Raw genomic sequence first — 21,758 nt, forward strand, 5'->3', positions numbered from 1 at the left:
GTGCGCCGCTTCAGGTCTTCCAGGCGCCGTCGTGGGCGGCGCTGGCCTCGTCGATCAGCGCCGGGCCGATGCATTCGATCGGATGCGGCGAGGCGCGGAACACGTCGCGGCACGATAGCTCGGCATCGCGCTGGTCCTGCCGCTCGCCGCGGAACACGCGCAGCCGCTCGGCGTCGATGCCGAACACCACGCGGCCGATGTTCGACCAGAAGATCGCGCCCGCGCACATCACGCAGGGCTCGCCCGAGGCATAGAGCGTGGCGCCGGCCAGTTCCTCGCGCGAGATGCCGCGGCCCGCGAGCGCGCGGATCGCGTTGGTCTCGGCATGGCCGGTGCAGTCGCCGGTCTCGCCGGTGTTGTTGTAGGCCTCGCAGAGCACTTCGCCCGCGGCCGAGACGATGACCGAGCCGAAGGGCCGGTTGCCGCGCCGGCGCGCGAGGTGCGACCAGACGATGGCCTTGCGCAGGTAGCGGCCGTCGCGTTCGTCGAGCGCGGTTTCGGCGGGAGCGGTGGGGGTGGTGGTGCTGGGGGAGTTCATGCCTTGGGAAGGGTGCGTTCGGTGCGCGATGGGAGCATCGTGGTGTTGAAGATGGCGTCGGAGGCGGGCTTGACCTTCAGACCGAAGACGTCGGCCACTTCGTCGACCTGCCGCTCCAGCGTGAGCTTGCGGATGTCGCCGAGGCCGTGGCCGCGCGTGTCGGCGGCGCCCACGTACTGGGCCGTGATGTTCCAGCGCTCGCGCTCGATTTTCTCATCGAGGATGGGCTCGCGCTGGCGCATGGCCGCGATGCTCGGCGCCGGATCGGCGAAGGTCTCGACGATGGCGCGGTTGCTCGCGCGCAGGAAGGCGGCCACCAGCTTGGGGTTCTGCGCCACCAGGTTGCTGCTCGCGAGGATGGCGTTGCCGTAGAGGTCGACGCCCGCGTCGGCGTACTTGAGCACCGACAGCGTCTCGGGCCGCATGCGCGCGAACAGCGAGACCGCCGAATCGTGGAAGTAGGTGGCGGCATCGACGTCGCCGCGCACCATCACGTTGTCGCGCGCGCTGAAGTCGGTGGTCTGCCACTGGAAGGCGTCGGCGCGCAGGCCCTGCCTGCGCGCGACCAGCGGCCAGGCGCGCCGCGTCGATTCGACCGCGGCGGCCGCCACCTTCTTGCCCGCGAGGCTCTTGAAGTCGCCGGTCACGCCGCGGTCCTTGCGGCCGATGATCACGAATGGTGCGCGGTTGTAGTACTGGTAGACGGCCTGCACCGCCGGCGTGCCCGGGTTCTGCGCGTTGAACTCCACCAGCGAGCTGATGTCGCCCAGCCCGAGCTGGTAGACGCCGCTGGCGATGCGGGTGATGGAAGCCACCGAGCCGGCGCCGGTGTCGATGCTCACGTCGAGCCCTTCTTCCTTGTAGTAGCCCCTGGCCAGCGCGAGGAAGAAAGGCGCGGTCTGGCCGTTGATGCGGAAGTCGAGCGTGAACTTGAGGGGGGTGAGCCGGCCGTTGCCGCCCTGGGCGAGGACGGCCGGAGCGGCGAGGGTGGCGGCGCTGGCCGCAAGGAAGGATCGACGGTGCATGGGAAGCCTCGGAATCTTCGGTTCTTGAATCCGTTCGCCCTCTGGGGACAGAGGGCGGCGGGCATTTCAAGAGCAATTTCCGGGCGGGCGCACGTTCGTGGTGCGTGCGCTGCTGAACGCTTCTACTCTTGGGATCGGCAAAGCAGAAGGCATGCCAAGGGCTTGGCGCCTCACGCTTTGCGCTTTGCTCGGGCATTGGCGGCGGGGCTTGGCATGGCACGCGCGCCGCGCAACAATCCGGGCGCGCAATTTGCAAGGCAGTTGCGCAGAGTAGAAGCGTTCAGCCCCATCGTCATCGCGCCATCGCGGTCCGGCACGGGGTGGGAAATTGCTCTTTCAGTTCGTCCCACACGACCTCAGAAGGAGTCCGCCCATGCTCGTCACCCGTCAACCCGTCTTCCGCAAGTTCTGGCATGCCGTCATGCCGCTCACCGACCTGGCCCAGGGCCCCAAGCCCTTCCGGCTGCTCGGCGAGGACATCGTTCTCTTCCTCGACGCCGAGGGCCAGCCGGCCGCGCTGCGCGACCGCTGCTGCCACCGCACCGCGAAGCTCTCCAAGGGTTGGTGCGTGGACGGCGCGGGCCAGGCCTGCGCCCAGGGCGCGATCCAGTGCGGCTACCACGGCTGGACCTACGACCGCGGCGGCCAGGTCATCCGCATCCCGCAGTACGACCCCGAGCGGCCCATTTCGCCCGACTACCGCACCACGGCCTACCGCTGCACCGCGCGCCATGGCTACGCCTGGGTGGCGCTCGAGGAGCCGATCGCCGACATCCCCGCCATCCCCGAGTTCGACGATCCCGGCTACCGCACCATCTTCCAGTTCCACGAGGAATGGCAGACCAGCCCGCTGCGCGCGCTCGAGAACTCCTTCGACAACTCGCACTTCAGCTTCGTGCACCGCGCCACCTTCGGCGTGGCCGCGAGCCCGAAGCCGAGCAAGTACGAACTGGTGGAGAACGAGGCGGGCTTCTATGCCGAGACCGTCATCGAAGCGACCAATCCCGAGAAATTCCACGCGATCAGCGGCGTGACCGATCCCATCACCACGCGCCACATGCGCAATGCCTATTTCCTGCCGTTCTCGCGCCGCCTCGACATCGAGTACCCGAGCGGCATCCGCCACATCATCATCAACTGCTTCACGCCGATCGACGACCACCGCATGCAGCTGTGCCAATGGCTGTTCCGCAACGACACCGAGGCCGATTGCCCGGCCGCGATGCTGATCGCCTTCGACGACGAGATCACGCGCGAGGACAAGGACATCCTCGAGTCGACCGACCCCGATGCGCTGGTCGACACGCGCCGGCGCGGCGTCGAGTACTCGATGGAATCGGACCGCCCGGGCATGCTGATCCGCAAGCACCTGATGCAGCTGCTCGCGCGGCACGGCGAGGCCGAGGTGTACCGCGGCATGGAGGCCGCGGTGCCAGTCGCGAAGGCGGCCTGATTCAGGCCGTGGCCGGCGAGGTGCTCGGCCGCGCGGTGCGCGAGCGGCCCTCTTCGTAGCGGTCCATCGCGAGACCGTCGGTGCGGATCTCGGGCCGCTGGCCGGTCACGATGTCGGAGATCAGCTTGCCCGAGCCGCAGGCCATGGTCCAGCCCAGGGTGCCGTGGCCGGTGTTGAGGAACAGGTTCGGGTAGCGCGTGGCGCCGACGATCGGGGTGCTGTCGGGCGTCATCGGGCGCAGGCCGGTCCAGAAGCTCGCGCGCGGCAGGTCGCCGCCCGGGAACAGGTCGCTCACCACCTTCTCGAGCGTGGCGCGGCGCTGCGGGTTCAGGCGCAGGTCGAAGCCCGAGAGCTCGGCCATGCCGCCCACGCGGATGCGGTTGTCGAAGCGCGTGACGGCCACCTTGTAGGTCTCGTCGAGCACGGTCGACTGCGGCGCCAGCGATTCGTCGACCAGCGGCACCGTGAGCGAGTAGCCCTTGACCGGGTAGACGGGAATGTCGAGGCCCAGCGAGGCGATGGCCGCGCGCGAATAGCTGCCGAAGGCCATCACGTAGCGGTCGGCCGTGAGCACCTTGCCGGCCGTGGTGCGCACGCCGCTGATGCGGCCGCCCTCGGTCTCGAGCGCCTCGACGCCCTGGCCGAAGCGGAAGTCCACGCCCAGGCCGCGCGCGATCTCGGCCAGGCCGCGCGTGAACAGGTGGCAGTCGCCGGTCTCGTCGTTCGGCAGCCGCAGGCCGCCCGCGAGGCGGTCGCGCGCGCCGGCCAGCGCGGGTTCGACGCGTGCCAGCGCATCGCGGTCGAGCAGCTCGTAGGGTACGCCGCATTCCTCGAGCACCGCGATGTCGCGCTGCACCGCGTCGAGCTGCGCCTGGGTGCGGAACAGCTGCAGGGTGCCGCCGGTGCGGTGCTCGTACTGCAGGCCGGTCTCGGCGCGCAGCGCCTGCAGGCAGCCGCGGCTGTACTCGGCCACGCGCATCATGCGTTCCTTGTTGATCGCATAGCGCTCGGGCGAGCAGTTGCGCAGCATCTGCGCCATCCAGCGCAGCTGGAACAGCGTGCCGTCGGGGCGGATCGACAGCGGCGCATGCTTTTGGAACATCCACTTGATCGCCTTCAGCGGAATGCCGGGCGCGGCCCAGGGCGTGGAGTAGCCGGGCGACACCTGGCCCGCGTTGCCGAAGCTGGTTTCCTCGGCCGGACCGGCCTGCCGGTCGAGCAGGGTGACGTCGGCGCCCGAGCGCGCGAGGTAGTAGGCCGTGGTGGTGCCGATCACGCCGCCGCCCAGAACGATGACTTTCATGGTGTATCCGCTGATTCGAATGGAATACCGAGAATTTATGCGTCAGAATGAAGTGGATTCCACTGTTTTCAAGCGTTCGGCAGCGGAATCCCCTGTGTAGAACCTTCCTATGCGCCGCGCGGAGTGAAAGTGCCCGAGCTCGACCGAATCGACCGCAAGATCCTCGACCTGCTGCAGCGCCAGGGCCGCATTTCCATGACCGAACTGGCCGAGCGCATCGGCCTGTCGGCCTCGCCCTGCGCCGAGCGCGTCAAGCGCATGGAGCGCGACGGCGTCATCAGCGGCTACCACGCGCGCGTGTCGCCCGAGGCGCTGGGCAAGACGCTGCTGGTGTTCGTCGAGATCAAGCTCTCGGCCAAGTCGGGCGACGTGTTCGACAAGGTCAGGCAGGAGCTGCTGCACATGCCCGAGGTGCTCGAATGCCACCTGGTGTCGGGCAGCTTCGACTACCTCGTGAAGGCGCGCCTGAGCGGCATGAGCGAATACCGCCACCTGCTCGGCGACATCCTCAAGAAGCTGCCGGTGGCGGCCGAGTCGCACAGCTACGTCGTGATGGAAGAGATCAAGGAAACCCTGATGCTGGCCACCGACCGCTGAAGGCACGGCTACCATCGCCGGCCCATGTCCCAAGACCCGATCACCATCCGCCCCTGGCGCCTCGACGACTTCGACGCCGTCAAGGCCATCCTCGACGACACCTTTGCGAGCACCTGGCTGCCGCAGCTCACGCCCGAGGCCGCGCGCGGCTACCGCGAAAGCGGCGAGCCCGTGGGCTACATCGACGAGATGGGGCCCGAGTTCTTCGTCGCCGAGATCGGCGGCGAGGTGGTCGGCATGGTCCATTGGCAGCGCGACTTCGTGCAGGCGCTGCACGTGCCCGCGGCGCAGCAGCGCAAGGGCATCGCGCGCGCGCTCATGGCCTTCGCCGAAGCCGGCATGCGCGCCGACGGCGTCGAACTCGCGCGGCTCGAGACCGACACCTTCAACACCGCGAGCCAGGGCTTCTACCTCGCGCTCGGTTACCGCGAGGCCGACCGCTATCCCGACCTCGAGTGGCACAGCGGCTTCACGACCATCCTCTACGTGAAGCCGCTGGCTCCCTGAATCCCTTCCCACCCAAGGACACCGCCATGAGCATCTCGATCCGCCGCGACGGCACCACCGGCACGCGCCACATCCTCAAGATCCGCAACCACGAGATCGCCGTCGATGCCTCGCCGGCCGGCGGCGGCAACGACGACGGCCCCGAGCCGCACGACCTCTACGACGCCTCGCTGGCCGCCTGCAAGGCGCTCACCGTGCTGATCTACGCGCGCCGCAAGGGCATCCCGGTCGAGGATATCGAGGTCATGGTCGACCGCGACGACAGCGAGGAGCGCAAGGGCATCTACCGGCTCAACTCGACGCTGCGCGTGAGCGGCAACCTCACGGACGCGCAGCGCGACGAGCTGCTGCGCGTGGCGGGCAAGTGCCCGGTGCACAAGCTCATGACCGAGGTGAAGACCGAGATCCAGACGAACTGGGCGGCCTGATCCCGGGGGGCGGTCAGCGCAGCACGCGCCAGGCCCGCACCGCGCGCAGCAGCGACCACAGGCCGGCCTCGGCCGGCACCTTCTTCTCGTTGAAGGACACGGCGATGTAGAGGTCGTCGGCCGGCACGTAGGCGACCACGCTCGTGAAGCCCTCGATGCCGCCGCTGTGGCCCAGCATCAGGCCCGGCCCGTCGGGCACGTCGTAGAGCTGCACGCCCATGCCGTACGAGGCATTGCCGCCGCTGTAGGGGCCGAGCATCGCGGCCATGTCGCCGAACATGCGCCGCACCGTGGCCGGCGGCAGCACCCGGCCGCCGAGCAGCGCATGCCAGAAGCGCACGAGGTCGCCCGCGGTCGAGGCCAGCGCGCCCGCGGCATAGGGCGTGGCGTACTGGTCGGGCGCATCGACCGGCCGGCCGGCCGCATGGCCGCTGACCACCGGCAGTTCGACGCCGGGCCGGCGCATCGTGGTGTGCGTGAGCGCGAGTGGGCCGATCAGCCGCTTCGCCAGCACCTGCTCGAAGGAGGCGCCCTCGAGCCGCTCGACGATGGCACCGAGCATCGCGTAGCCGGTATTGCTGTAGCTCCAGTTCGTGCCGGGGCAGAACTGTGGCTTCTGCGCGAGGCCCATGGCGATGATCTCCGCCGGTGGCCGGTACTTCGTGCCGAAGTCGGGCAGCGCATTGAAGCTCACGAGGCCGCTGGTGTGGCGCAGCAGGTGCTCGATGGTGACGAGCCCGGCGTTGGGCGCCTCGGGGAACCAGCGCTCGATGCTGTCGCCGAGCGCGAGCCGGCGTTCCTCCACGAGCTGCAGCACGATGGCGGCGGTCAGCGTCTTGGCGGTGCTCGCGACCTGGAAGCCCTGGTCGGGCCGCACGGGCTCGCGCGGCTCGGTGCGCGCCAGGCCGCGTGTCGCCCGCCAGCTGCCTTCGCCGGGCATCGCGACCGCCACGCTCGCGGCCGGCACATGCTGCAGCATCCTGTCGAGCGCATCGCCGAGGCTCTGCTGCAAGTCGGCGGGCAGCTCGCCGTCGATCGCGCGGCCGAAGTCGCGCTGCCAGATGGCATCGGGCGCGGAACGCCGCGGCGGGCCCGCATAGGCGGCGCCGGCCGCGCAGCCCGCGTCGGCCCGCGCGCTGCCCCAGGGCAGGGCCATCGCGATCATCGTGGCCAGTGCGTTGCGGCGTGCCGGGTCGTTCAGCGTCGTCCTCATCCGATCTCCTTCAGCCCTGCCTGGCCGCTTCCGACTGCTTGCGCGCCGCCTCCACGCGCTTGGCGTAGCGGTCACCCCAATCGGCGAGCGGACCGAGCGCCGCATTGAGCGTGGCGCCCAGCTTGGTCTCCGAATACTCGACGCGCGGCGGCACTTCGTGGAACACCTCGCGCGCGACGATGCCGTCGGTCTCGAGCTCGCGCAGCTGCTGGATCAGCATCTTCTCGCTGATGCCCGGCAGCATGCGCCGCAACTCGCCGAAGCGGCGCGGCTGCAGGTGCAGCTCCCAGAGGATCAGTGCCTTCCATTTGCCGCCGATGACTTCGAACGCGGGGCCGATGCCGCAGACGTAGGGCTTCTTCGCTGCCATGCCGTTCTCCAATACTGAAGTTTTGGTAAGTACCGCACTTTATCGTAGGTACTTGACCATTGGGAGGTGCGATTTCTACCATGCAGCCATCGTCAATCCTTTTTGGAACACCCCATGAGCAGCAAGCAGAAGATCACCGTCATCGGCCTCGGTTCGATGGGCGCCACCATCGCGCGCCTCTACCTCGAACAGGGCCACGAAGTCACGGTCTGGAACCGCAGTGCCGACAAGGCCGCGCCGCTGGTCGCCCAGGGCGCGGTGCTGGCCTACAGCGCCGCCGCCGCGGTGCGCGCGAGCCACGTGGTGCTGATGTGCGTCTACGACTACCGCGCGGCCGATGCGATCCTCGGCGCCGAGGGCGTGGCGGCCGCGATGGACGGCCGCCTGCTGGTGCAGCTCACGACCGGCAGCCCGCAGGATGCGCGCGATGCGCAGGCCTGGGCGCAGCGCCATGGCGCCACCTTCCTCGAGGGCGCGATCCAGGCCGCGCCCGAGCAGATGGGCCAGGGCGACACGCCGATCCTGATGTCGGGCGACGAGCCGGTGTTCCGTGCCGTCGAGCCGCTGCTCGCGGTGCTCGGCGGCGGCATCGTCTACCTCGGCGAGAAGATCAGCAATGCCGCGGCCATGGACCTCGCGACGCTCTCGACCATCTACGGCACGATGCTGGGCTTCCTGCACGGCGCGCGCGTGGCCGAGTCGGAGGGCTTCGACGTGGCCGAGTTCGGGCGCATCGTCGCGGGCATCATGCCGACCTTCGCGGGCTTCCTGCAGCACGAGGGCGCGGTCATCCAGTCGGGCGACTTCAAGATCTCGCAGAGCCCGATGCGGATCTCGGTCGAGGCCACGCAGCGCATCCTGCAGACGGCGCGCGAGAGCGGCATCAACAGCGAGTTCCCGGCCTTCGCGGCCGGCCTGTTCCAGCGCGCCGATGCCGCGGGGCTCGGCGGCGAGGAGCTGGCCGCGCTGATCAAGCTGCTGCGCGCGCCGGCTTGACATCGCCGGCCGGTCCTCAGGCCCAGCGCATCGCCTCGATGGCGCGCACCAGTTCGGCCTCGCGTTCGATGAAGAAGTCGCCGTGGCAGGCGTCCTCGAACACGATCTGGTGGTGCGTCTTCAGTGCCGCCATGAGGCGGGCCGCGTCGTCGACGCGCACGTAGCGGATCACGCGCAGGTAGGCCGCCGCGTCCTTCAGCGTGGCCGCGTCCAGCGTCTCGGGCAGCGCGGGGAAGATGTCGCGGATGTCGCCCGGCATCGCGGTCACGACGAGAGCGGGCGCTCGCACCGGCGCGTAGTCGGGCGAGAAGGAATGGCTCGCGGTCTCCATCGCGGCGGCCACCGTGGCGGGCGTGTTGAGGCGCACGCTGCCGTCGGGCTGCAGGTCGAGCTGGTCGCGCAGGTTGGCTTCCAGCGGCGCCGACCAGTGGCGCACGGTGCGCCGCGCGTAGGCGAGCGCCGCCTCCATCGAGGCGCCGTCCTCCTCGCGCGGCACCGGTTCGCGGAACAGCCGGTTCTCGGGCACGGGCAGGCCACCGGTGGCGGGATCGCGCGTGTGGTCGAAGGTGGCATCGATGTAGACCAGCCCGCGCACGCGCTGCGGATGCCGGCCCGCGAAGCGCGTGAGCTCGTTGCCCGCGATCGAATGGCCCGCGAGCACCACGCGGTCGAGGCCGAGCCCGTCGAGCAGCGCATGCAGGTCGGCCACCAGGGTGTCGACCTCGTAGTGCTGGGTGGCGGTACGCACCGGCAGCGGCTTGTCTGACTGGCCGTAGCCGCGCCGGCTCACCGCGATCACGCGCGCACGCGGCGCGAGCGCATGGGCCAGGCCGTCGAAGACGTAGGCATTGGCACCCAGCCCGGGCAGCAGCACGATGGTCGGGCCGCGGCAGTTGTCGCATTGCCAGTCGCGCACGTGCAGCGAGACATCGTGCGCCACCTTCACGCGGCGGTCGGTCACCGACACCACGGTCGGGCCGGCGGGCGGAGCGACCGGCGGGCTGCCCGGATGGCTGCTGCCGCCGCAGCCGCCGAGGGTGACGAGGCCGCCGAGGCCCGAGAGCGAGACGGCCGAGGGCCAGGCCAGCGCGGCGCGCAGGAAGGCGCGCCGCGGCGGGAAGAAGAGGGGATGGAACCGGGGCATGGCACGCAGTGTGGGCAACCGACCTGAAGCGCGGCTGTTGCCTTTATGAAGGAATCCTGAAGTCTTCGAAGGCCGCTTGGCAGATACTTCCGGCTCCCCAGGTGCCGGGCGGCGCACCGCACGGAGACTGTCATGAATCTTTTGCTCGTGGAGGACGACCTCGAACTCGGCAACGGCGTGCGCATCGCGCTCGCCAACCAGGGCATGGACGTGGTCTGGGTGCGCCGTCTCGACGACGCCATCCGCACCCTCGACAGCGGTGCCTTCGACATGGTGCTGCTCGACCTCGGCCTGCCCGACGGCGACGGCATCGAGCTGCTGCTGCGCCTGCGCCGCGAACGCCAGATCCTGCCGGTGCTCGTGCTCAGCGCGCGCGACGCGCTCAACGACCGGCTGCGCAGCCTCGACGACGGCGCCGACGACTACCTGGTCAAGCCCTTCGCGCTGGCCGAGCTGCTGTCGCGCGTGCGCGCGCTCGCGCGCCGCAGCTACGGCTTCGACGACGAGACCATCCGCATGCGCGGCCTGGCGCTGCACGAGCCCACGCGCGGCGTGCTGGTCGACGGCCAGCAGGTGGAGCTCTCGCGCTGCGAGTTCGACCTGCTCGCGCTGCTGCTCAAGCGCACCGGCCGCGTGGTCACGCGCCGCGTGATGGAGGAACAGGTGCTGCCGGGCGGCCCGGGCATCGGCAGCAACTCGCTCGAGGTCCACATCTCGAACCTGCGGCGCAAGATCGGCCAGGGCTACATCCGCACCGTGCGCGGCATCGGCTACGTGGTCGACGCCCAGTCGCTGGCGCGCGCCGGCAGCCCGCGCGCATGATCCGAACCGCGCTGCGCTTCATCGGGAGGGTGATCCAGCCCTCGTTGATGCGCAGGCTGGTGCTGGCGCAGATGGCGGTGGTGGCGGCGCTGTGGACCTTGATCGTCGGGCTGCTGTTCTACGACTCCTACAAGGACCCGGAGCTGCTGCGCTTCAGCAAGATCTACGAGAGCGTGGCGGCGATCGCCATCAACCTGGCCGACGACCCGAAGCGCCAGTACGACACCCTGCATGCCTTCGACCTCGCGCTGCTCGAGACCGCGAGCGACGGCAACGCCGAGTCCGACACCTCGCCGATGCTGCAGGTGTGGCAGCGCGGCAAGCTGATCTACCGCACCACCGATGCGGTGCCCGAGATCGTCAACAGCGTGCCCGACCTGATCGAGACGGTGCACGTGGGCGGGCGCGAATGGCGCGCGCGCACGCTGCATTCGCCGCAGTTCGACACCCGCGTGATGATCGCCGAGCCCGGCATCTGGCGGCTGGTGGTCAACATCACCTACCGCGGCTACTACCTGCTGCCGCTGCTGGTGAGCCTGCCCTTCCTGGTGGTGCCGGCCTGGCTCACGGTGCGGCTCGCGCTGCGGCCCTGGCGCCGCGTGAGCCGCGAGACCTCCGAGCGCGGGCCGGCCGACCTCACGCCGCTGTCGTACCGGCCGCCGCACCGCGAGCTGCAGCCGCTGGTACAGAGCATCAACACCCTGCTGCAGCGGGTGCGCGACAGCACCACGCGCGAGCGCAGCCTGATCGCCGACGCGGCCCACGAGCTGCGCACGCCGCTGGCCGCGATGCGCGTGAACGTGGAGGCGCTGAAGGCGCAGAGCATCGATTCCGGGCAGCGCGAGCTGATGGGCAACCTGCTGCGCAGCAACGACCGCGCGACCCGGCTGGTGGGCCAGCTGCTGCAGCTCATGCGCAGCGACGCCGTGTCCGATGCCGCGCTGCCGGTGGCGCTGTCGCTCGATGCGCTGGTGCAGGACCGGCTCGCGATGATCGAGGGCGTGGCGCATGCGCGCGGCGTCGAGCTCGAACTGGCCTGCGCGGGCGAGGTGCCGGTGCTCGGCGAACGCGAGAGCCTGGTGTCGATGGTCGACAACCTGGTGGACAACGCCATCAAGTACAGCCCCCGCCGCACCGTGGTGAAGGTGCAGGTGGCGCGCGAGCAGGGCCACGCGGTGCTGCGCGTGGCCGACCAGGGCCCGGGCATCCCGCCCGGCCTGCGCGAGCGGGTGTTCGACCGCTTCTTCCGCAGCCCGGGCCAGACCCAGAGCGGCAGCGGGCTCGGGCTGGCGATCGTCAAGTCGGTGGTCGACAAGCATGGCGGCACCGTGGCGCTCGAGACCGGCGCCGGCGGGCGCGGGCTGCTGGCGGTGGTGCGGCTGCCGCTGGCGGTCGAGGGGCAGGAGCAGCCGATGCTCGAGGGCCGCACCTGAGGCGCGGAGCCGTTTTCGGGGCCAAAACCCGCGTCAGGCTCATTGAAGTGTGAAGAATTAAACTAGCGGGTGCTCTCCAGCGCTCCCCCCGAACAGGACACTCTCACATGAAGTGGGTCATTCTCGCCATCTTCGCGCTCAGTGCGCTCTACGTGCATTTCCGCGGCCAGGTGCGCCATCGTTTCTTCCGCCAGCTGTCGGACCACTCGACCTTCCTCGCGCCGCTCAACGTGTTCATGTACCTTTTCTCGAAGGTGCCGAGCACGCCGTACCTGTCGCCCAAGGAATTCCCCGAGATGCGCGTGCTCGAGGAGAACTGGGAGGTCATCCGCGAGGAAGCGCTCGCGATGCGCAACGGCGGCAGCATCAAGGCCTCGAGCCAGTTCAACGACGTGGGCTTCAACTCCTTCTTCAAGAGCGGCTGGAAGCGCTTCTACCTCAAGTGGTACGACGAGGCCCATCCCTCGGCCGCGGTGCTGTGCCCGCGCACGACCGAACTGCTGCGCGGCATCGGCACCATCAAGGCCGCGATGTTCGCCGAGCTGCCGCCCGGCAGCCGGCTGGTGCGCCACCGCGACCCCTTCGCGGGTTCGCTGCGCTACCACCTGGGCCTGTGGACGCCGGGCGTGGAGGGCTGCTACATCGACGTCGACGGCCAGCGCTACCACTGGCGCGACGGCGAATCGGTGGTGTTCGACGAGACCTACATCCACTATGCCGAGAACACCACCGACCACGACCGCGTGATCCTGTTCTGCGACATCGAGCGTCCGCTCAAGTACCGTTGGGCCAGCGCCGTCAACCGCTGGTTCGCGAAGAACCTGCTGGCCGCGGCCAGCTCGCCCAACGATGCCGGCGACAAGACCGGCGGCATCAACCGCGCCTTCAAGTACATCTACCAGATCCGCGTGATCGGCAAGCGCCTCAAGGCCTGGGACAAGCGCGTGTACTACCTCGTGAAGTGGGCGATCTTCGGCGGCCTCGCGCTCTGGATCTTCTGGTGATGAAGGCCGGGCGCCGCCTCAGACGCCCACGAGGATCAGCCGCCGCCGCGCCGGGCCGGTGATCCAGCTCATGAACCCCGCCAGCGCCGTGCCGCCGAGCACGTCGAGCAGCACGTGCTGGCGCGTGGCCAGCGTCGAGTAGACGATCCCCGCCGCCCACAGCCAGTTGAGCGCCAGCACCCAGGCGGGCGCGTCCACGCTGCGCAGCTGGCGCGTCATCAGCACGGCCGTGAACACCGCGAAGGACACGTGCAGCGAGGGAAAGGCATTGCCGCCCGCGTCGGTGCTCTTGAGGAACTGCAGTGAGGGGTACTGCGTCCAGTCGACCGCGAACACCGGCACCACGGTCGGAAAGAGCCAGAACACCGCGAGCCCGATGGCGGCCATCAGCGCCGCGGCCTGCGCATGCAGCAGCAGCTCGGCGCGGTCCTTGGCCAGGGCCGGCGCCAGGCCCACGTAGAGCCACAGCGAGGCGTAGAGCGGCAGCGCGTCCTCGCTCAGCGGCACCCAGTGGTCGACGGCCGTGAGCGGCATCGTGAGCGGCAGGCCGAGCGGGTGGTGCATGACCCAGAAATACAGCACGAAGAAGCCCGAGATGCCGAGCGTGGTGCCGAGCATCTTGGTGACCCAGAGCGTGGCGATGCGCCGCGCCAGCGCCGCGTGCCATGGGGTCCTGACGGGGCGGGACGAGAGGGGTGTCACCTGGGCTCCCTGGATGGATGAACCGGCCAGGGTAGGCGCCGGCATTGCGTGAACATTACGAATGTCGGATCGGGGCCGGCCTCTAGAATTCCCGCCCGATATGAGAATCCTGCTGGTCGAAGACGAAGCCGAACTCGCGCAGGCGCTGGCGGCGGCACTGCGCCAGAACCAGGCGGTGGTCGACGTGGCCGGTTCGCTGCGCGAGGCACAGGACGCGGTGCTCGCGGGCCAGCACGAGGTGATCGTGCTCGATCGCGGCCTGCCCGATGGCGATGGCCTGAGCCTGATCGAGTTCCTGCGCGCCAACGGGATCGCGGCCGCGGTGCTGGTGCTCACCGCGATGGCCGACATCTCCGAGCGCGTGCTGAGCCTCGACGGTGGCGCCGACGACTACCTGGCCAAGCCCTTCTCGATGGACGAGCTGATGGCGCGCGTGCGCGCGCTTGCACGCCGTCCTGCCCTGCGCGCGAACCCGGTCACCGCGCTGGCGCGGCTGCAGTTCGACCACCTGCAGCGGCAGGCGCATGTCGATGCGCAGAGCCTGCTGCTCACGCGGCGCGAGCTGCTGGTGCTCGAGGCCCTGCTCGAGCAGCGCGGGCGCACCGTGCTGCGCGAATCGCTGCACGACCGCGTCTACGGGCAGGAGGGCGACATCCATTCGAACGCGCTCGACACCCATGTCTCGCGCCTGCGTTCCAAGCTCGACAAGGCCGGCGCCCAGGTCGAGATCCACGCCATCCGCGGCGTGGGCTACCTGCTGTGCGCGGCGCCGGGCGCCGCATGAAGCTGCTGTCGCTGCGCTGGCAGCTGATCTGGAGCCTGATCCTGCTGCAGGTGGTGGTGGGGCTGCTGGTGATGGGTGGCTTCATCGGCCTGGCCTGGGTGCTGGGCCGGGTGGTCGACGAGACCGGCGAGGAGACGGTGCGCGTGATCCGCGATGCGGTCGTGCGCGCGGGCGACGGCGCACTCGCGCTCGCGCCCACGCCCGAGTTCGAACAGCTGCGCGGCAACGCCGGCGCGGGCCTGTGGTTCATCGTGCGCGATGCGCAGGGCCACCAGCTCGTGCAGGGCGAGGTGCCCGAGCGCTACCTCGGCCTGGCCGGACGCTTCGACGGCATCGACCGCGTATGGATCGACCTCGCCACCAGCAACGGCCAGCCGAAGGCGCGCTTCGAGCGCGTCGAGACGCGCGCCGGCCCGGTGGCAATGATGGTCCAGACCGGCAGCCCGCTGTCGATGAAGAGCACGCTGCGCGGCACCGGCGTGGCCTTCCTGTTCCTGGTGGCGCCGATGGCGCTCGTCACCTGCCTCGGCGTGATCCTCGCGACGCCCTTCGTGGTGAAGCGCGGGCTCAAGGGGCTGATCGCCACCGCCGCGCATGCCGAGAGCATCGACGTGCACGAGCGCACCACGCGGCTGCCGCTCGACGGCGTGGCCGGCGAGATCCGGCCGCTGGTCAATGCGGTCAACCGCGCCTTCGACCGGCTCAACGAGGGCTACGACCGGCAGGAGCGCTTCCTGGCCGACGCGGCGCACGAGCTGCGCACGCCGATCACCATCCTGCAGATCCGCCTCGAGGGGCTGCCCAACGATCCGCTCAAGGTCAAGCTGATGCAGGCCTCGGCGCGCCTGGCGACACTGGCCGAGCAGTTGCTCGACCTGCAGCGGCTCGACGGCGTGGTGGTGCAGGCGCAGCAGGTGGACCTGAAGGCGCTGTGCGAGCGCGCGGCGGCCGACCTCGCGCCGCTCGCGATCATGAACCGCTGCACCCTGTCGGTCGATGCGCCGCTGGCGATCGTTGTCGGCGGCGATGCGCCCTCGCTCGAGCGTGCGCTGACCAACCTGATCCAGAACGCGATCGAGCATGGCGGGCAGGGCTGCGACATCCAGGTGCGGCTGTGCGAGCCCTTCTGCATCGAGGTGCTCGACTCGGGGCCCGGCATTCCCGAGTCGGAGCGCGAGCGCGTGGTCGAGCCCTTCCACCGGCTGGTGCCGCGCGGGCGCGGCGCCGGGCTCGGGCTGCACCTCGTGGCCGAGGTGGCGCACCTGCACCGCGGGCGGCTCACCATCGGCAGCAACGACACGGGCGGCGCGCGGATGCGGCTGGAGCTGAACCTCGGGACCTGATCAGGCCTGGCGCAGCCAGCGGTTGCAGGGCTCGGAGAAGCCTCGCGCCACCACCTGCCCCAGCAGCCCCGACGCGGCCAGCAGCGCGAAGTAGCCGAGCGGAATCCACGTCGCCGACAGGCCCGATTGCTGGAACCACCAGGCACCGGGAATCACCACGAACATGTGGCTCAGGTAGACCTCGTAGCTGTGGCGCCCGAACCAGCGCAGCGGCGCCGTGGCCGCGCCCGCGCACCAGCGCCAGGGCTGCCAGTGCGCCGCCACCAGCAGCAGCGCGAGGCCCAGTTCGAGCAGCGTGACCTGCAGGCCGAAGCGCGTGAGGCCGAGCTGGAACACCTCGCGCCGCAAGCAGAACACGCCCGCCACCAGCAGCGCGCCCGCGGCCAGCAGCAGCCGATGCACCGTGGCCGAGGGCGCGCGCGGCACGCGGTGCGCGAGCAGTGCCGCGAGGCAGCCGAAGGCGATGCCGTCCATGCCCGAGAGGTAGGCGTGGTCCTGCCACAGCTCGTTGTCGCTCCACACGCTGCGCGCCAGCGGCCCGAGCGCGATCGGCACCAGCATCAGCAGCGCGAAGCGGCGCTCGCCGCGCGCGAGCAGGCACAGCCACGGAAAGCCCAGGTAGAAGGCCTCCTCGACCGAGAGCGACCACAGCACGCCCCAGGGGCCGGGCAGGTAGCCGACCTGCGCCTCGAGCCAGTTGAGGTGCAGCCCCAGCGCCGCGAGCAGCGCGCGCGGCAGCGAGACCTTCGTCGTGTCGAGCGCGAACCAGGCACTGCCCGCGAGGTGCAGCACGCTCAGTACCGCGAGCAGCAGCACGAGGCTCGGCAGGATGCGCGCCGCGCGCAGGCGGTAGAAGGCACCGGGCGGCACGTGCGACAGCGTGCCCCAGCGGCGCAGCGAGGCGCTCGTGATCAGGTAGCCCGACACCACGAAGAACGCGATCACCGCGTAGTAGCCGCTCCTGAACACGATGCCCTGCAGGCGCGGCCCGAGTGCCTGCGCGAGCTCGGGCGGACCGAAGGGCAGGCGCAGGTTCGCATGCAGCAGGATCACGCAGACCACCAGCAGGCCGCGCAGCAGGTCGACGTGCGGCAGGCGGGGCAGGGCATCGGAGCGGACCATCGCGGCGATTCTGCGGACGAACGCCCGCGCGGCCTGAAGGGCTGCTGAAGCACCGACAATCGCGCCTCGACCGCCTCCGCACCGCATGTCCGCTTCGCCTTTCGCCGACCCGGCCCTTCTCGCCACGCCGACCGACCTCGCCAGTGCCCAGGCCCTGATCGCGCGCATCGCGCCGCTGCTGGCGGCGCGCGGCCTGTCGATGCGCGCGCCCCCGCCCGAACCCACCACCTGCTGCGGGCGCGGCTGCAACGGCTGCGTCTGGGAAGGCTGGCTCGCGGCGGTCGCCTACTGGCGCGACGAGGCCTCCTTGCTGCTCGACTGAGCGGCGCGCTTGCGCGGCGCCTTGCGATCGGGCGCGGCGATGGCGCCCGTGCCCGCGGCGCGCAGGATGCGCCGGAAGGTCGGGCATTCCATGTGGCTGGGCGCGCGGCACACGGCCGCATGCCGCAGGCCGTCGCGCATCGCGGCGAGCTGGCGGATGGTGCGGTCGAGCTCGTCGGCCTTGGTCTCGAGCATGCGGCGGTCGATGCGCGGCTGGCCGTCGGGCGCGAACATGCGCGCGATCTCGTCGAGCGAGAAGCCGGCGGCCCGGCCCAGCGAGATCAGCGCGAGCTTCTCGAGCACGCCGGGATCGAACAGCCGGCGCAGCCCCTGCCGGCCCGTCGAGGCGATCAGCCCCTTCTCGTCGTAGAAGCGCAGCGTGGAAGCGGGCACGCCCGATTGCCTCGCCACCTGCGCGATATCCAGTGGTGCCATCCTCTTGACCTCAAGTCGACTTGAACTTGCATAGTGCGTTCTCCGCCTTCCGAAGGCAAGCCAGAAAGGAAAGAAAGATGCACGACACGCAAGAGTCCGACAGCGAGCAGTCGCGGCTGTGGAACGGCCCGGCGGGCCGCGCCTGGGTCGACCGGCAGCCGCTGCTCGACCGCCTGTTCGCACCGCTCGGCACGCTGCTGATCGAGTCCCTGGCGGGGCGCGCCCTCGGTCGCGTGCTCGACGTGGGCTGCGGCACCGGTGCCGTCACGCTCGCGCTCGCGAGCCCGTCGGGCGATGCCGGCGAATGCGTCGGCATCGACATCTCGGCGCCGATGATCGAGGCCGCCCGCGCACGCGCCGAGCGCGAGGGTTCGCTGGCGCGCTTCGTGTGCGCCGATGCGCAGACGCATGCCTTCGCGCCGGCCGGGTTCGACACCATCGTCTCGCGCCTCGGCGTGATGTTCTTCGACGACTCGGTCGCGGCCTTCGCGAACCTGCGGCGCGCCGCGCGCGACGGTGCCGTGTTGCGCTTCCTCGCGTGGCGCGCGGCCGCCGAGAACCCGTTCATGACCACGGCAGAACGCGCCGCGGCGCCGCTGTTGCCTCGACTGCCCGCGCGCCGGCCGGGCGCGCCGGGACAGTTCGGCTTCGCGGACCGCGAGCGGGTCGAGGCCATCCTCGCTCAGGCCGGCTGGGGCGCGATCGCGCTCCGTCCCGTCGATCTGGCGTGCAGCCTGCCCGCGCAGGAGCTCGTGCCCTACCTGAGCCGCCTTGGCCCCGTCGGCCTCGCGCTCGAGCAGGCCGATGCGGCGACACGCGAGCGCGTCATCGAGACCGTGCGTGCCGCCTTCGAACCCTTCGTGCAGGGCGACGAAGTGCGCTTCACCGCGGCCTGCTGGCTCGCCAGTGCCGAAGCGGCCCTGCCGCACGAGGTGTTCCATGGCTGAGATCGCCGAACTGCTGGCGCGCGCCGTGCCGACCGGCATCGGTGCCACGGTCGTGATGGACCTCTGGGCCGTCGTGCGCCGGCGCGTGTTCGGCCTGCCTTCGCTCGACTACGCGCTGGTCGGCCGCTGGGCCGCGCACCTGCCGCGCGGGCGTTTCGTCCATCGGCCGATTGCGGCCACCGCGCCCGTGCCCGGCGAGCGCCTGCTGGGCTGGGCTCTTCACTACGCGACCGGCATCGCATTCGCGCTCGTGCTGCTGGGAATCGGTGGCCTCGACTGGGCGCGGCGGCCGACACCGGGCCTCGCGCTGCTGGTGGGCATCGGCACGGTGGCGGCGCCCTGGCTGCTGATGCAGCCGGGCATGGGCGCGGGGTTCGCCGCGCGCCGCACGCCGCGCCCGTGGGTGGCGCGCTGGCACGGCCTCGTCACGCACGCGGTGTTCGGGCTGGGGCTCTATCTCGCGGCCTGCGGGCTGTCGGTGCTCAGCCCCTGAAGCGCCTCACTGGTTCTGCGACCCGCGGTGCGCCCAGCCCGTGGTGTGCTTCTCGACCACGCTGAAGAGTTCGTACATCAGCATCGCCATCGCGCCCACCACCATCAGCCCCGCGAAGGCCAGGCCCATCTGCATCGACGAGCCGGCCGAGATCAGCAGGTAGCCGATGCCTTCGTTGGCGGCGGTCATCTCGCTGACCGTGGTGCCCACGAAGGCCAGCGTGATCGCGACCTTGAGCGAGCCGAAGAAGTAGGGCATGGAACGCGGCAGGCCGATCTTCATGAGCACGTCCCAGCGCTTGGCGCCGAGCACGCGCAGCACGTCCTCGAGCTCGGGCTCGAGCGTGGCGAGGCCGGTCGCGATGTTGACCATGATCGGGAAGAAGCTGATCAGGAAGGCCGTGAGGATCGCGGGCCCGATGCCGATGCCGAACCACACGACCAGGATCGGCACGAAGGCCGCCTTGGGCAGCGCGTTGAAGGCCGTCATCAGCGGGTAGATGGCCGCATAGGCGAGGCGCGAGCTGCCGATCACGAAACCGAGCAGCACGCCCACCACGATCGCGAGGCCGAAGCCCGCCATCGTGACCCAGAAGGTGCGCCAGGCATGGCCCGCGATGATCTCCTTGAACTCCCAGAACTGGTTCCAGATGCGCAGCGGGCTCGGGAAGATGAAGTCCGAGACGCCGAAGCCCGCGCAGATCACCTGCCACAGCAGGATCACCGCCACGAGCAGCAGCCAGGGCGACCAGCGTTCGAGTTGCTTGTTGTTCTTCATGGCCGCTCCTCAGTGGGCCACCGCGGCGGCACCGGTCGCGCCGGCGGCATTGCCGCGGATCGCGCCGATGTGGCTGCGCAGTTCGAGCACGATGTCGGTGAACTCCTTGGTGTAGGTGAGCTCGAGCTCGCGCGGACGCGGTAGCTCGATCTCGCGCTTGACCACGAAGCGGCCCGGGCTCTTGCTCATCACGTAGACCGTGTCGGCCAGGAACACCGATTCGCGCAGGTCGTGCGTGACCAGGATCACGTTGAAGCGCTGCTCGGTCCAGAGGTCGCGCAGGATGCACCAGAGCTCCTCGCGCGTGAAGGCGTCGAGCGCGCCGAAGGGCTCGTCGAGCAGCAGCATCTTGGGCTCGTGGATCAGCGCGCGGCAGATGCTCGCGCGCTGCTGCATGCCGCCCGAGAGCTGCCACGGGAACTTGTCCTCGTAGCCGCCCAGGCCCACCTTCTGCAGCAGGCGGCGCGCGCGTTCCTCGTACGCCTTGCGCTTGGCCTTGAAGTTCGAGCGGTAGGGCTCGACGATCTCCAGCGGCAGCAGCACGTTGTCGACCGTGGTGCGCCAGGGCAGCAGCGAGGGCGCCTGGAAGGCCATGCCCGAGATCTTGAGCGGCCCGGTCACCGGCGCACCGTCGATGCGGATGCGGCCCATCGACGGCATCCGGAGCCCGGTCGTGAGCTTCATGAAGGTCGACTTGCCGCAGCCCGAGGGGCCGACGATGGCGATGAACTCGCCGCGCTTCACCTTCAGGTCGATGGCCTCGACCGCGAAGTGGTTGGCGCGCAGCAGTTCCTCGTTGTAGGCGAGCCAGACGTCCTGGAAGTCGACGAAGGGGGCGGCCTCGTTCGCAGCGTCCGCCATCACTTGCGCAGGATCCCGCTGAGTTCGGCCGCCGGCGGCAGCAGCGCGGCGGACCACACGGCCTCGGGGCTCACGCGGGTCTTGGTGTTGAAGGCATCCGACACCTGCGAGGCCATCAGCGACAGGCGGCCCGCGTTGACCGCGCCGAAGCCGTCGGCGCGCGCGTCGGGGCTGTTGATCACGGTGTCGATCGCGAGCTGCAGGCGGCGCGTCTCGAGCTTGCTGTCGACGATGCCGTCGCGCGCCTTCACCGACTCGATGCCCTGCGCGGGATTGGCGATCACCTCCTTGGCGCCCTTGGCGAAGGCCGAGAGGAATTTCTTCACCGCCTCGGGGTTCTCCTTGATGAGCTTGGGCGAGGCGATGATGACGTTGCCGTAGAGCTTCACGCCGTAGTCGGGGTAGGGCAGGATCACCACGTCGGCCGTCTTGGCGCCGCGCGCCTCGAGGTTGAGCAGCGAGGTGAAGGTGAAGCCGGTGATGGCGTCGATGTCGCCGCGCATCAGCATGGTCTCGCGCAGGGTCGGGTCCATCGCGGTCCAGTTGACCGTGCCGATGTTGTTGGCCTTGGCGAAGATCGGGAACGCGCGGCGGCCCGCATCGAACACCGGCGCGCCGAGCTTCTTGCCCGTGAGGTCGGCGGGCTTGGTGATGCCGCTCTTCTTGAGCGTCATGACCGAGGCCGGCGTGTTGTTGTAGACCATCATCACCGCGACCGGCTTGTTCGGGCTGTCGGGGTTGTTGGCGTGGAATTCCATCAGCGCCGCGAGATCGGCGAAGCCCATGTCGTAGGCGCCCGAGGCCACGCGCGTGACGGTGCCGCCCGAGCCGTTGCCCGCGTCGATGGTCACGTCGAGGCCGGCGGCCTTGAAGTAGCCCTTGGCGGCCGGATGCAGGAACAGCGCGGCCGGTCCCTCGAAGCGCCAATCGAGCTGGAACTTGATCGGCGTCGTGGCCTGGGCGAAGGCCGAGGGCAGGCCGAAGCTCAGGGCCGAGGCGGCGAGGAAGGACTGGAGCAGATGGCGCTTGTTCATGCGGGCTTGGTTCCGTGAAAGTGAATGCTTCCGGATTCAAGCAAAAACGGTGCCCGCACGTGATTGGTGCGAACCCTTCCCGCGATTCAAGGCGGTGCGTGCCCAG

Annotated in this window: 25 protein-coding genes; 13 read left to right on the plus strand and 12 right to left on the minus strand. The window is 70.0% G+C overall.

Annotated elements, in window-relative coordinates; genetic code table 11:
* Positions 1 to 10: 10 nt before the first annotated feature.
* Positions 11 to 538, minus strand: coding sequence for a nucleoside deaminase (locus AC07RM_RS26845; RefSeq protein WP_093340634.1), 528 nt, complete (start codon positions 536 to 538; stop codon positions 11 to 13).
* Positions 535 to 1,563, minus strand: a complete 1,029-nt coding sequence (locus tag AC07RM_RS26850) for an ABC transporter substrate-binding protein (protein WP_093340632.1) — start codon at positions 1,561 to 1,563, stop codon at positions 535 to 537. Before AC07RM_RS26850 ends, AC07RM_RS26845 begins: the two co-directional genes overlap by 4 nt.
* Positions 1,564 to 1,936: 373 nt before the next feature.
* On the opposite strand from AC07RM_RS26850, the gene AC07RM_RS26855 reads away from it, so the two are divergent.
* Entirely contained in the window at positions 1,937 to 3,016 is a 1,080-nt protein-coding gene (locus tag AC07RM_RS26855; RefSeq protein WP_495336507.1) for an aromatic ring-hydroxylating dioxygenase subunit alpha, read from the plus strand.
* A 1-nt stretch (position 3,017) separates the two neighbouring features.
* On the opposite strand, the gene AC07RM_RS26860 is transcribed toward AC07RM_RS26855, so the two are convergent.
* Positions 3,018 to 4,319 carry a D-amino acid dehydrogenase gene (locus AC07RM_RS26860; protein WP_495336508.1) on the minus strand — a complete coding sequence of 434 codons (1,302 nt, stop codon included), beginning with the start codon at positions 4,317 to 4,319 and terminating at the stop codon, positions 3,018 to 3,020.
* Between the two features lie 129 nt (positions 4,320 to 4,448).
* Between AC07RM_RS26860 and AC07RM_RS26865 the strand changes: the two genes are divergently transcribed.
* The 3 genes from AC07RM_RS26865 to AC07RM_RS26875 are packed head-to-tail and all read left to right on the plus strand — an operon-like array spanning position 4,449 to position 5,851.
* Entirely contained in the window at positions 4,449 to 4,916 is a 468-nt protein-coding gene (locus AC07RM_RS26865; RefSeq protein WP_057591580.1) for an Lrp/AsnC ligand binding domain-containing protein, read from the plus strand.
* A 24-nt stretch (positions 4,917 to 4,940) separates the two neighbouring features.
* Positions 4,941 to 5,423 (plus strand): GNAT family N-acetyltransferase, encoded by a 483-nt coding sequence (locus AC07RM_RS26870; protein ID WP_208510636.1) that lies wholly within the window; start codon positions 4,941 to 4,943, stop codon positions 5,421 to 5,423.
* A gap of 26 nt (positions 5,424 to 5,449) precedes the next feature.
* Positions 5,450 to 5,851 (plus strand): OsmC family protein, encoded by a 402-nt coding sequence (locus AC07RM_RS26875; protein WP_495336509.1) that lies wholly within the window; start codon positions 5,450 to 5,452, stop codon positions 5,849 to 5,851.
* Positions 5,852 to 5,864: 13 nt separating this feature from the next.
* Here AC07RM_RS26875 and AC07RM_RS26880 read toward each other — a convergent pair whose 3' ends face one another.
* Both AC07RM_RS26880 and AC07RM_RS26885 read right to left on the minus strand, forming a co-directional pair.
* Positions 5,865 to 7,064, minus strand: coding sequence for a serine hydrolase domain-containing protein (locus tag AC07RM_RS26880; protein ID WP_495336511.1), 1,200 nt, complete (start codon positions 7,062 to 7,064; stop codon positions 5,865 to 5,867).
* Positions 7,065 to 7,074: 10 nt separating this feature from the next.
* Positions 7,075 to 7,434, minus strand: coding sequence for a winged helix-turn-helix transcriptional regulator (locus tag AC07RM_RS26885; RefSeq protein ID WP_208510609.1), 360 nt, complete (start codon positions 7,432 to 7,434; stop codon positions 7,075 to 7,077).
* Positions 7,435 to 7,548: 114 nt separating this feature from the next.
* Between AC07RM_RS26885 and AC07RM_RS26890 the strand changes: the two genes are divergently transcribed.
* A complete protein-coding gene (locus tag AC07RM_RS26890; protein WP_495336512.1) occupies positions 7,549 to 8,430 on the plus strand; it encodes an NAD(P)-dependent oxidoreductase in 882 nt (293 codons plus the stop codon).
* A 16-nt stretch (positions 8,431 to 8,446) separates the two neighbouring features.
* Here the strand turns inward: AC07RM_RS26890 and AC07RM_RS26895 are convergent, their stop codons facing one another.
* On the minus strand, positions 8,447 to 9,574 hold the full coding sequence (locus tag AC07RM_RS26895) for an alpha/beta fold hydrolase (protein WP_495336513.1): 1,128 nt from the start codon (positions 9,572 to 9,574) through the stop codon (positions 8,447 to 8,449).
* Positions 9,575 to 9,706: 132 nt separating this feature from the next.
* Here AC07RM_RS26895 and AC07RM_RS26900 point away from each other — a divergent pair, with 132 nt between their 5' ends.
* The 3 genes from AC07RM_RS26900 to lpxO all read left to right on the plus strand — a co-directional run bounded on the left by AC07RM_RS26900 (position 9,707) and on the right by lpxO (position 12,833).
* A complete protein-coding gene (locus AC07RM_RS26900) occupies positions 9,707 to 10,396 on the plus strand; it encodes a response regulator (RefSeq protein WP_057591573.1) in 690 nt (229 codons plus the stop codon).
* Complete coding sequence (locus tag AC07RM_RS26905) at positions 10,393 to 11,829, plus strand: ATP-binding protein (RefSeq protein WP_093340615.1); 1,437 nt, start codon at positions 10,393 to 10,395, stop codon at positions 11,827 to 11,829. The genes AC07RM_RS26900 and AC07RM_RS26905 overlap by 4 nt, the downstream gene beginning before the upstream one ends.
* A 107-nt stretch (positions 11,830 to 11,936) precedes the next feature.
* On the plus strand, positions 11,937 to 12,833 hold the full coding sequence (gene lpxO / locus AC07RM_RS26910; protein WP_093340613.1) for a lipid A hydroxylase LpxO: 897 nt from the start codon (positions 11,937 to 11,939) through the stop codon (positions 12,831 to 12,833).
* 18 nt (positions 12,834 to 12,851) lie between these two features.
* On the opposite strand, the gene AC07RM_RS26915 is transcribed toward lpxO, so the two are convergent.
* Positions 12,852 to 13,535, minus strand: a complete 684-nt coding sequence (locus AC07RM_RS26915; RefSeq protein ID WP_495336514.1) for a phosphatase PAP2 family protein — start codon at positions 13,533 to 13,535, stop codon at positions 12,852 to 12,854.
* 100 nt (positions 13,536 to 13,635) lie between these two features.
* Between AC07RM_RS26915 and AC07RM_RS26920 the strand changes: the two genes are divergently transcribed.
* On the plus strand, positions 13,636 to 14,319 hold the full coding sequence (locus tag AC07RM_RS26920) for a response regulator (protein ID WP_093340609.1): 684 nt from the start codon (positions 13,636 to 13,638) through the stop codon (positions 14,317 to 14,319).
* Positions 14,316 to 15,662: a sensor histidine kinase gene (locus AC07RM_RS26925; RefSeq protein ID WP_398498923.1), complete on the plus strand. Its 1,347-nt coding sequence runs from the start codon at positions 14,316 to 14,318 to the stop codon at positions 15,660 to 15,662. The genes AC07RM_RS26920 and AC07RM_RS26925 overlap by 4 nt, the downstream gene beginning before the upstream one ends.
* On the opposite strand, the gene AC07RM_RS26930 is transcribed toward AC07RM_RS26925, so the two are convergent.
* Positions 15,663 to 16,784, minus strand: a complete 1,122-nt coding sequence (locus tag AC07RM_RS26930; RefSeq protein ID WP_495336515.1) for an acyltransferase family protein — start codon at positions 16,782 to 16,784, stop codon at positions 15,663 to 15,665.
* An 85-nt stretch (positions 16,785 to 16,869) separates the two neighbouring features.
* On the opposite strand from AC07RM_RS26930, the gene AC07RM_RS26935 reads away from it, so the two are divergent.
* Entirely contained in the window at positions 16,870 to 17,106 is a 237-nt protein-coding gene (locus AC07RM_RS26935; protein WP_495336516.1) for an oxidoreductase-like domain-containing protein, read from the plus strand.
* Here the strand turns inward: AC07RM_RS26935 and AC07RM_RS26940 are convergent.
* The gene (locus AC07RM_RS26940) at positions 17,070 to 17,540 is read right to left on the minus strand and encodes a helix-turn-helix domain-containing protein (protein WP_495320874.1); all 471 of its coding nucleotides are present in this window, start codon (positions 17,538 to 17,540) and stop codon (positions 17,070 to 17,072) included. The two genes, AC07RM_RS26935 and AC07RM_RS26940, sit on opposite strands and share 37 nt — an antisense overlap.
* Before the next feature lie 77 nt (positions 17,541 to 17,617).
* Here AC07RM_RS26940 and AC07RM_RS26945 point away from each other — a divergent pair, with 77 nt between their 5' ends.
* Together AC07RM_RS26945 and AC07RM_RS26950 are read left to right on the plus strand one after the other, a co-directional pair.
* Positions 17,618 to 18,487 carry a class I SAM-dependent methyltransferase gene (locus tag AC07RM_RS26945; RefSeq protein WP_495336517.1) on the plus strand — a complete coding sequence of 290 codons (870 nt, stop codon included), beginning with the start codon at positions 17,618 to 17,620 and terminating at the stop codon, positions 18,485 to 18,487.
* On the plus strand, positions 18,480 to 18,980 hold the full coding sequence (locus AC07RM_RS26950; RefSeq protein ID WP_495336518.1) for a DUF2938 domain-containing protein: 501 nt from the start codon (positions 18,480 to 18,482) through the stop codon (positions 18,978 to 18,980). Before AC07RM_RS26945 ends, AC07RM_RS26950 begins: the two co-directional genes overlap by 8 nt.
* A gap of 6 nt (positions 18,981 to 18,986) precedes the next feature.
* Here the strand turns inward: AC07RM_RS26950 and AC07RM_RS26955 are convergent, their stop codons facing one another.
* Genes AC07RM_RS26955 through AC07RM_RS26965 form a run of 3 tightly spaced genes read right to left on the minus strand, consistent with a single transcriptional unit; the run spans position 18,987 to position 21,652 of the window.
* A complete protein-coding gene (locus tag AC07RM_RS26955) occupies positions 18,987 to 19,757 on the minus strand; it encodes an ABC transporter permease (protein WP_093340600.1) in 771 nt (256 codons plus the stop codon).
* A 9-nt stretch (positions 19,758 to 19,766) separates the two neighbouring features.
* Entirely contained in the window at positions 19,767 to 20,618 is an 852-nt protein-coding gene (locus AC07RM_RS26960) for an ABC transporter ATP-binding protein (RefSeq protein ID WP_093340599.1), read from the minus strand.
* On the minus strand, positions 20,618 to 21,652 hold the full coding sequence (locus AC07RM_RS26965) for an ABC transporter substrate-binding protein (protein WP_203202398.1): 1,035 nt from the start codon (positions 21,650 to 21,652) through the stop codon (positions 20,618 to 20,620). The genes AC07RM_RS26960 and AC07RM_RS26965 overlap by 1 nt, the downstream gene beginning before the upstream one ends.
* Positions 21,653 to 21,758 lie beyond the last annotated feature (106 nt).

The organism is Variovorax sp. GW821-FHT09B05 (assembly GCF_059418265.1).

Coding starts and splice junctions, on each gene's coding strand:
- AC07RM_RS26855 (WP_495336507.1), top strand. CDS start 1,937: ATGCTCGTCACCCGTCAACCCGTCTTCCGCAAGTTCTGGCATGCCGTC.
- AC07RM_RS26950 (WP_495336518.1), top strand. CDS start 18,480: ATGGCTGAGATCGCCGAACTGCTGGCGCGCGCCGTGCCGACCGGCATC.
- AC07RM_RS26965 (WP_203202398.1), bottom strand. CDS start 21,652: ATGAACAAGCGCCATCTGCTCCAGTCCTTCCTCGCCGCCTCGGCCCTG.
- AC07RM_RS26870 (WP_208510636.1), top strand. CDS start 4,941: ATGTCCCAAGACCCGATCACCATCCGCCCCTGGCGCCTCGACGACTTC.
- AC07RM_RS26890 (WP_495336512.1), top strand. CDS start 7,549: ATGAGCAGCAAGCAGAAGATCACCGTCATCGGCCTCGGTTCGATGGGC.
- AC07RM_RS26960 (WP_093340599.1), bottom strand. CDS start 20,618: ATGGCGGACGCTGCGAACGAGGCCGCCCCCTTCGTCGACTTCCAGGAC.
- AC07RM_RS26900 (WP_057591573.1), top strand. CDS start 9,707: ATGAATCTTTTGCTCGTGGAGGACGACCTCGAACTCGGCAACGGCGTG.
- AC07RM_RS26895 (WP_495336513.1), bottom strand. CDS start 9,574: ATGCCCCGGTTCCATCCCCTCTTCTTCCCGCCGCGGCGCGCCTTCCTG.
- AC07RM_RS26935 (WP_495336516.1), top strand. CDS start 16,870: ATGTCCGCTTCGCCTTTCGCCGACCCGGCCCTTCTCGCCACGCCGACC.
- AC07RM_RS26880 (WP_495336511.1), bottom strand. CDS start 7,064: ATGAGGACGACGCTGAACGACCCGGCACGCCGCAACGCACTGGCCACG.
- AC07RM_RS26845 (WP_093340634.1), bottom strand. CDS start 538: ATGAACTCCCCCAGCACCACCACCCCCACCGCTCCCGCCGAAACCGCG.
- lpxO (WP_093340613.1), top strand. CDS start 11,937: ATGAAGTGGGTCATTCTCGCCATCTTCGCGCTCAGTGCGCTCTACGTG.
- AC07RM_RS26875 (WP_495336509.1), top strand. CDS start 5,450: ATGAGCATCTCGATCCGCCGCGACGGCACCACCGGCACGCGCCACATC.
- AC07RM_RS26940 (WP_495320874.1), bottom strand. CDS start 17,540: ATGGCACCACTGGATATCGCGCAGGTGGCGAGGCAATCGGGCGTGCCC.
- AC07RM_RS26925 (WP_398498923.1), top strand. CDS start 14,316: ATGAAGCTGCTGTCGCTGCGCTGGCAGCTGATCTGGAGCCTGATCCTG.
- AC07RM_RS26945 (WP_495336517.1), top strand. CDS start 17,618: ATGCACGACACGCAAGAGTCCGACAGCGAGCAGTCGCGGCTGTGGAAC.
- AC07RM_RS26850 (WP_093340632.1), bottom strand. CDS start 1,563: ATGCACCGTCGATCCTTCCTTGCGGCCAGCGCCGCCACCCTCGCCGCT.
- AC07RM_RS26955 (WP_093340600.1), bottom strand. CDS start 19,757: ATGAAGAACAACAAGCAACTCGAACGCTGGTCGCCCTGGCTGCTGCTC.
- AC07RM_RS26920 (WP_093340609.1), top strand. CDS start 13,636: ATGAGAATCCTGCTGGTCGAAGACGAAGCCGAACTCGCGCAGGCGCTG.
- AC07RM_RS26885 (WP_208510609.1), bottom strand. CDS start 7,434: ATGGCAGCGAAGAAGCCCTACGTCTGCGGCATCGGCCCCGCGTTCGAA.
- AC07RM_RS26930 (WP_495336515.1), bottom strand. CDS start 16,784: ATGGTCCGCTCCGATGCCCTGCCCCGCCTGCCGCACGTCGACCTGCTG.
- AC07RM_RS26905 (WP_093340615.1), top strand. CDS start 10,393: ATGATCCGAACCGCGCTGCGCTTCATCGGGAGGGTGATCCAGCCCTCG.
- AC07RM_RS26860 (WP_495336508.1), bottom strand. CDS start 4,319: ATGAAAGTCATCGTTCTGGGCGGCGGCGTGATCGGCACCACCACGGCC.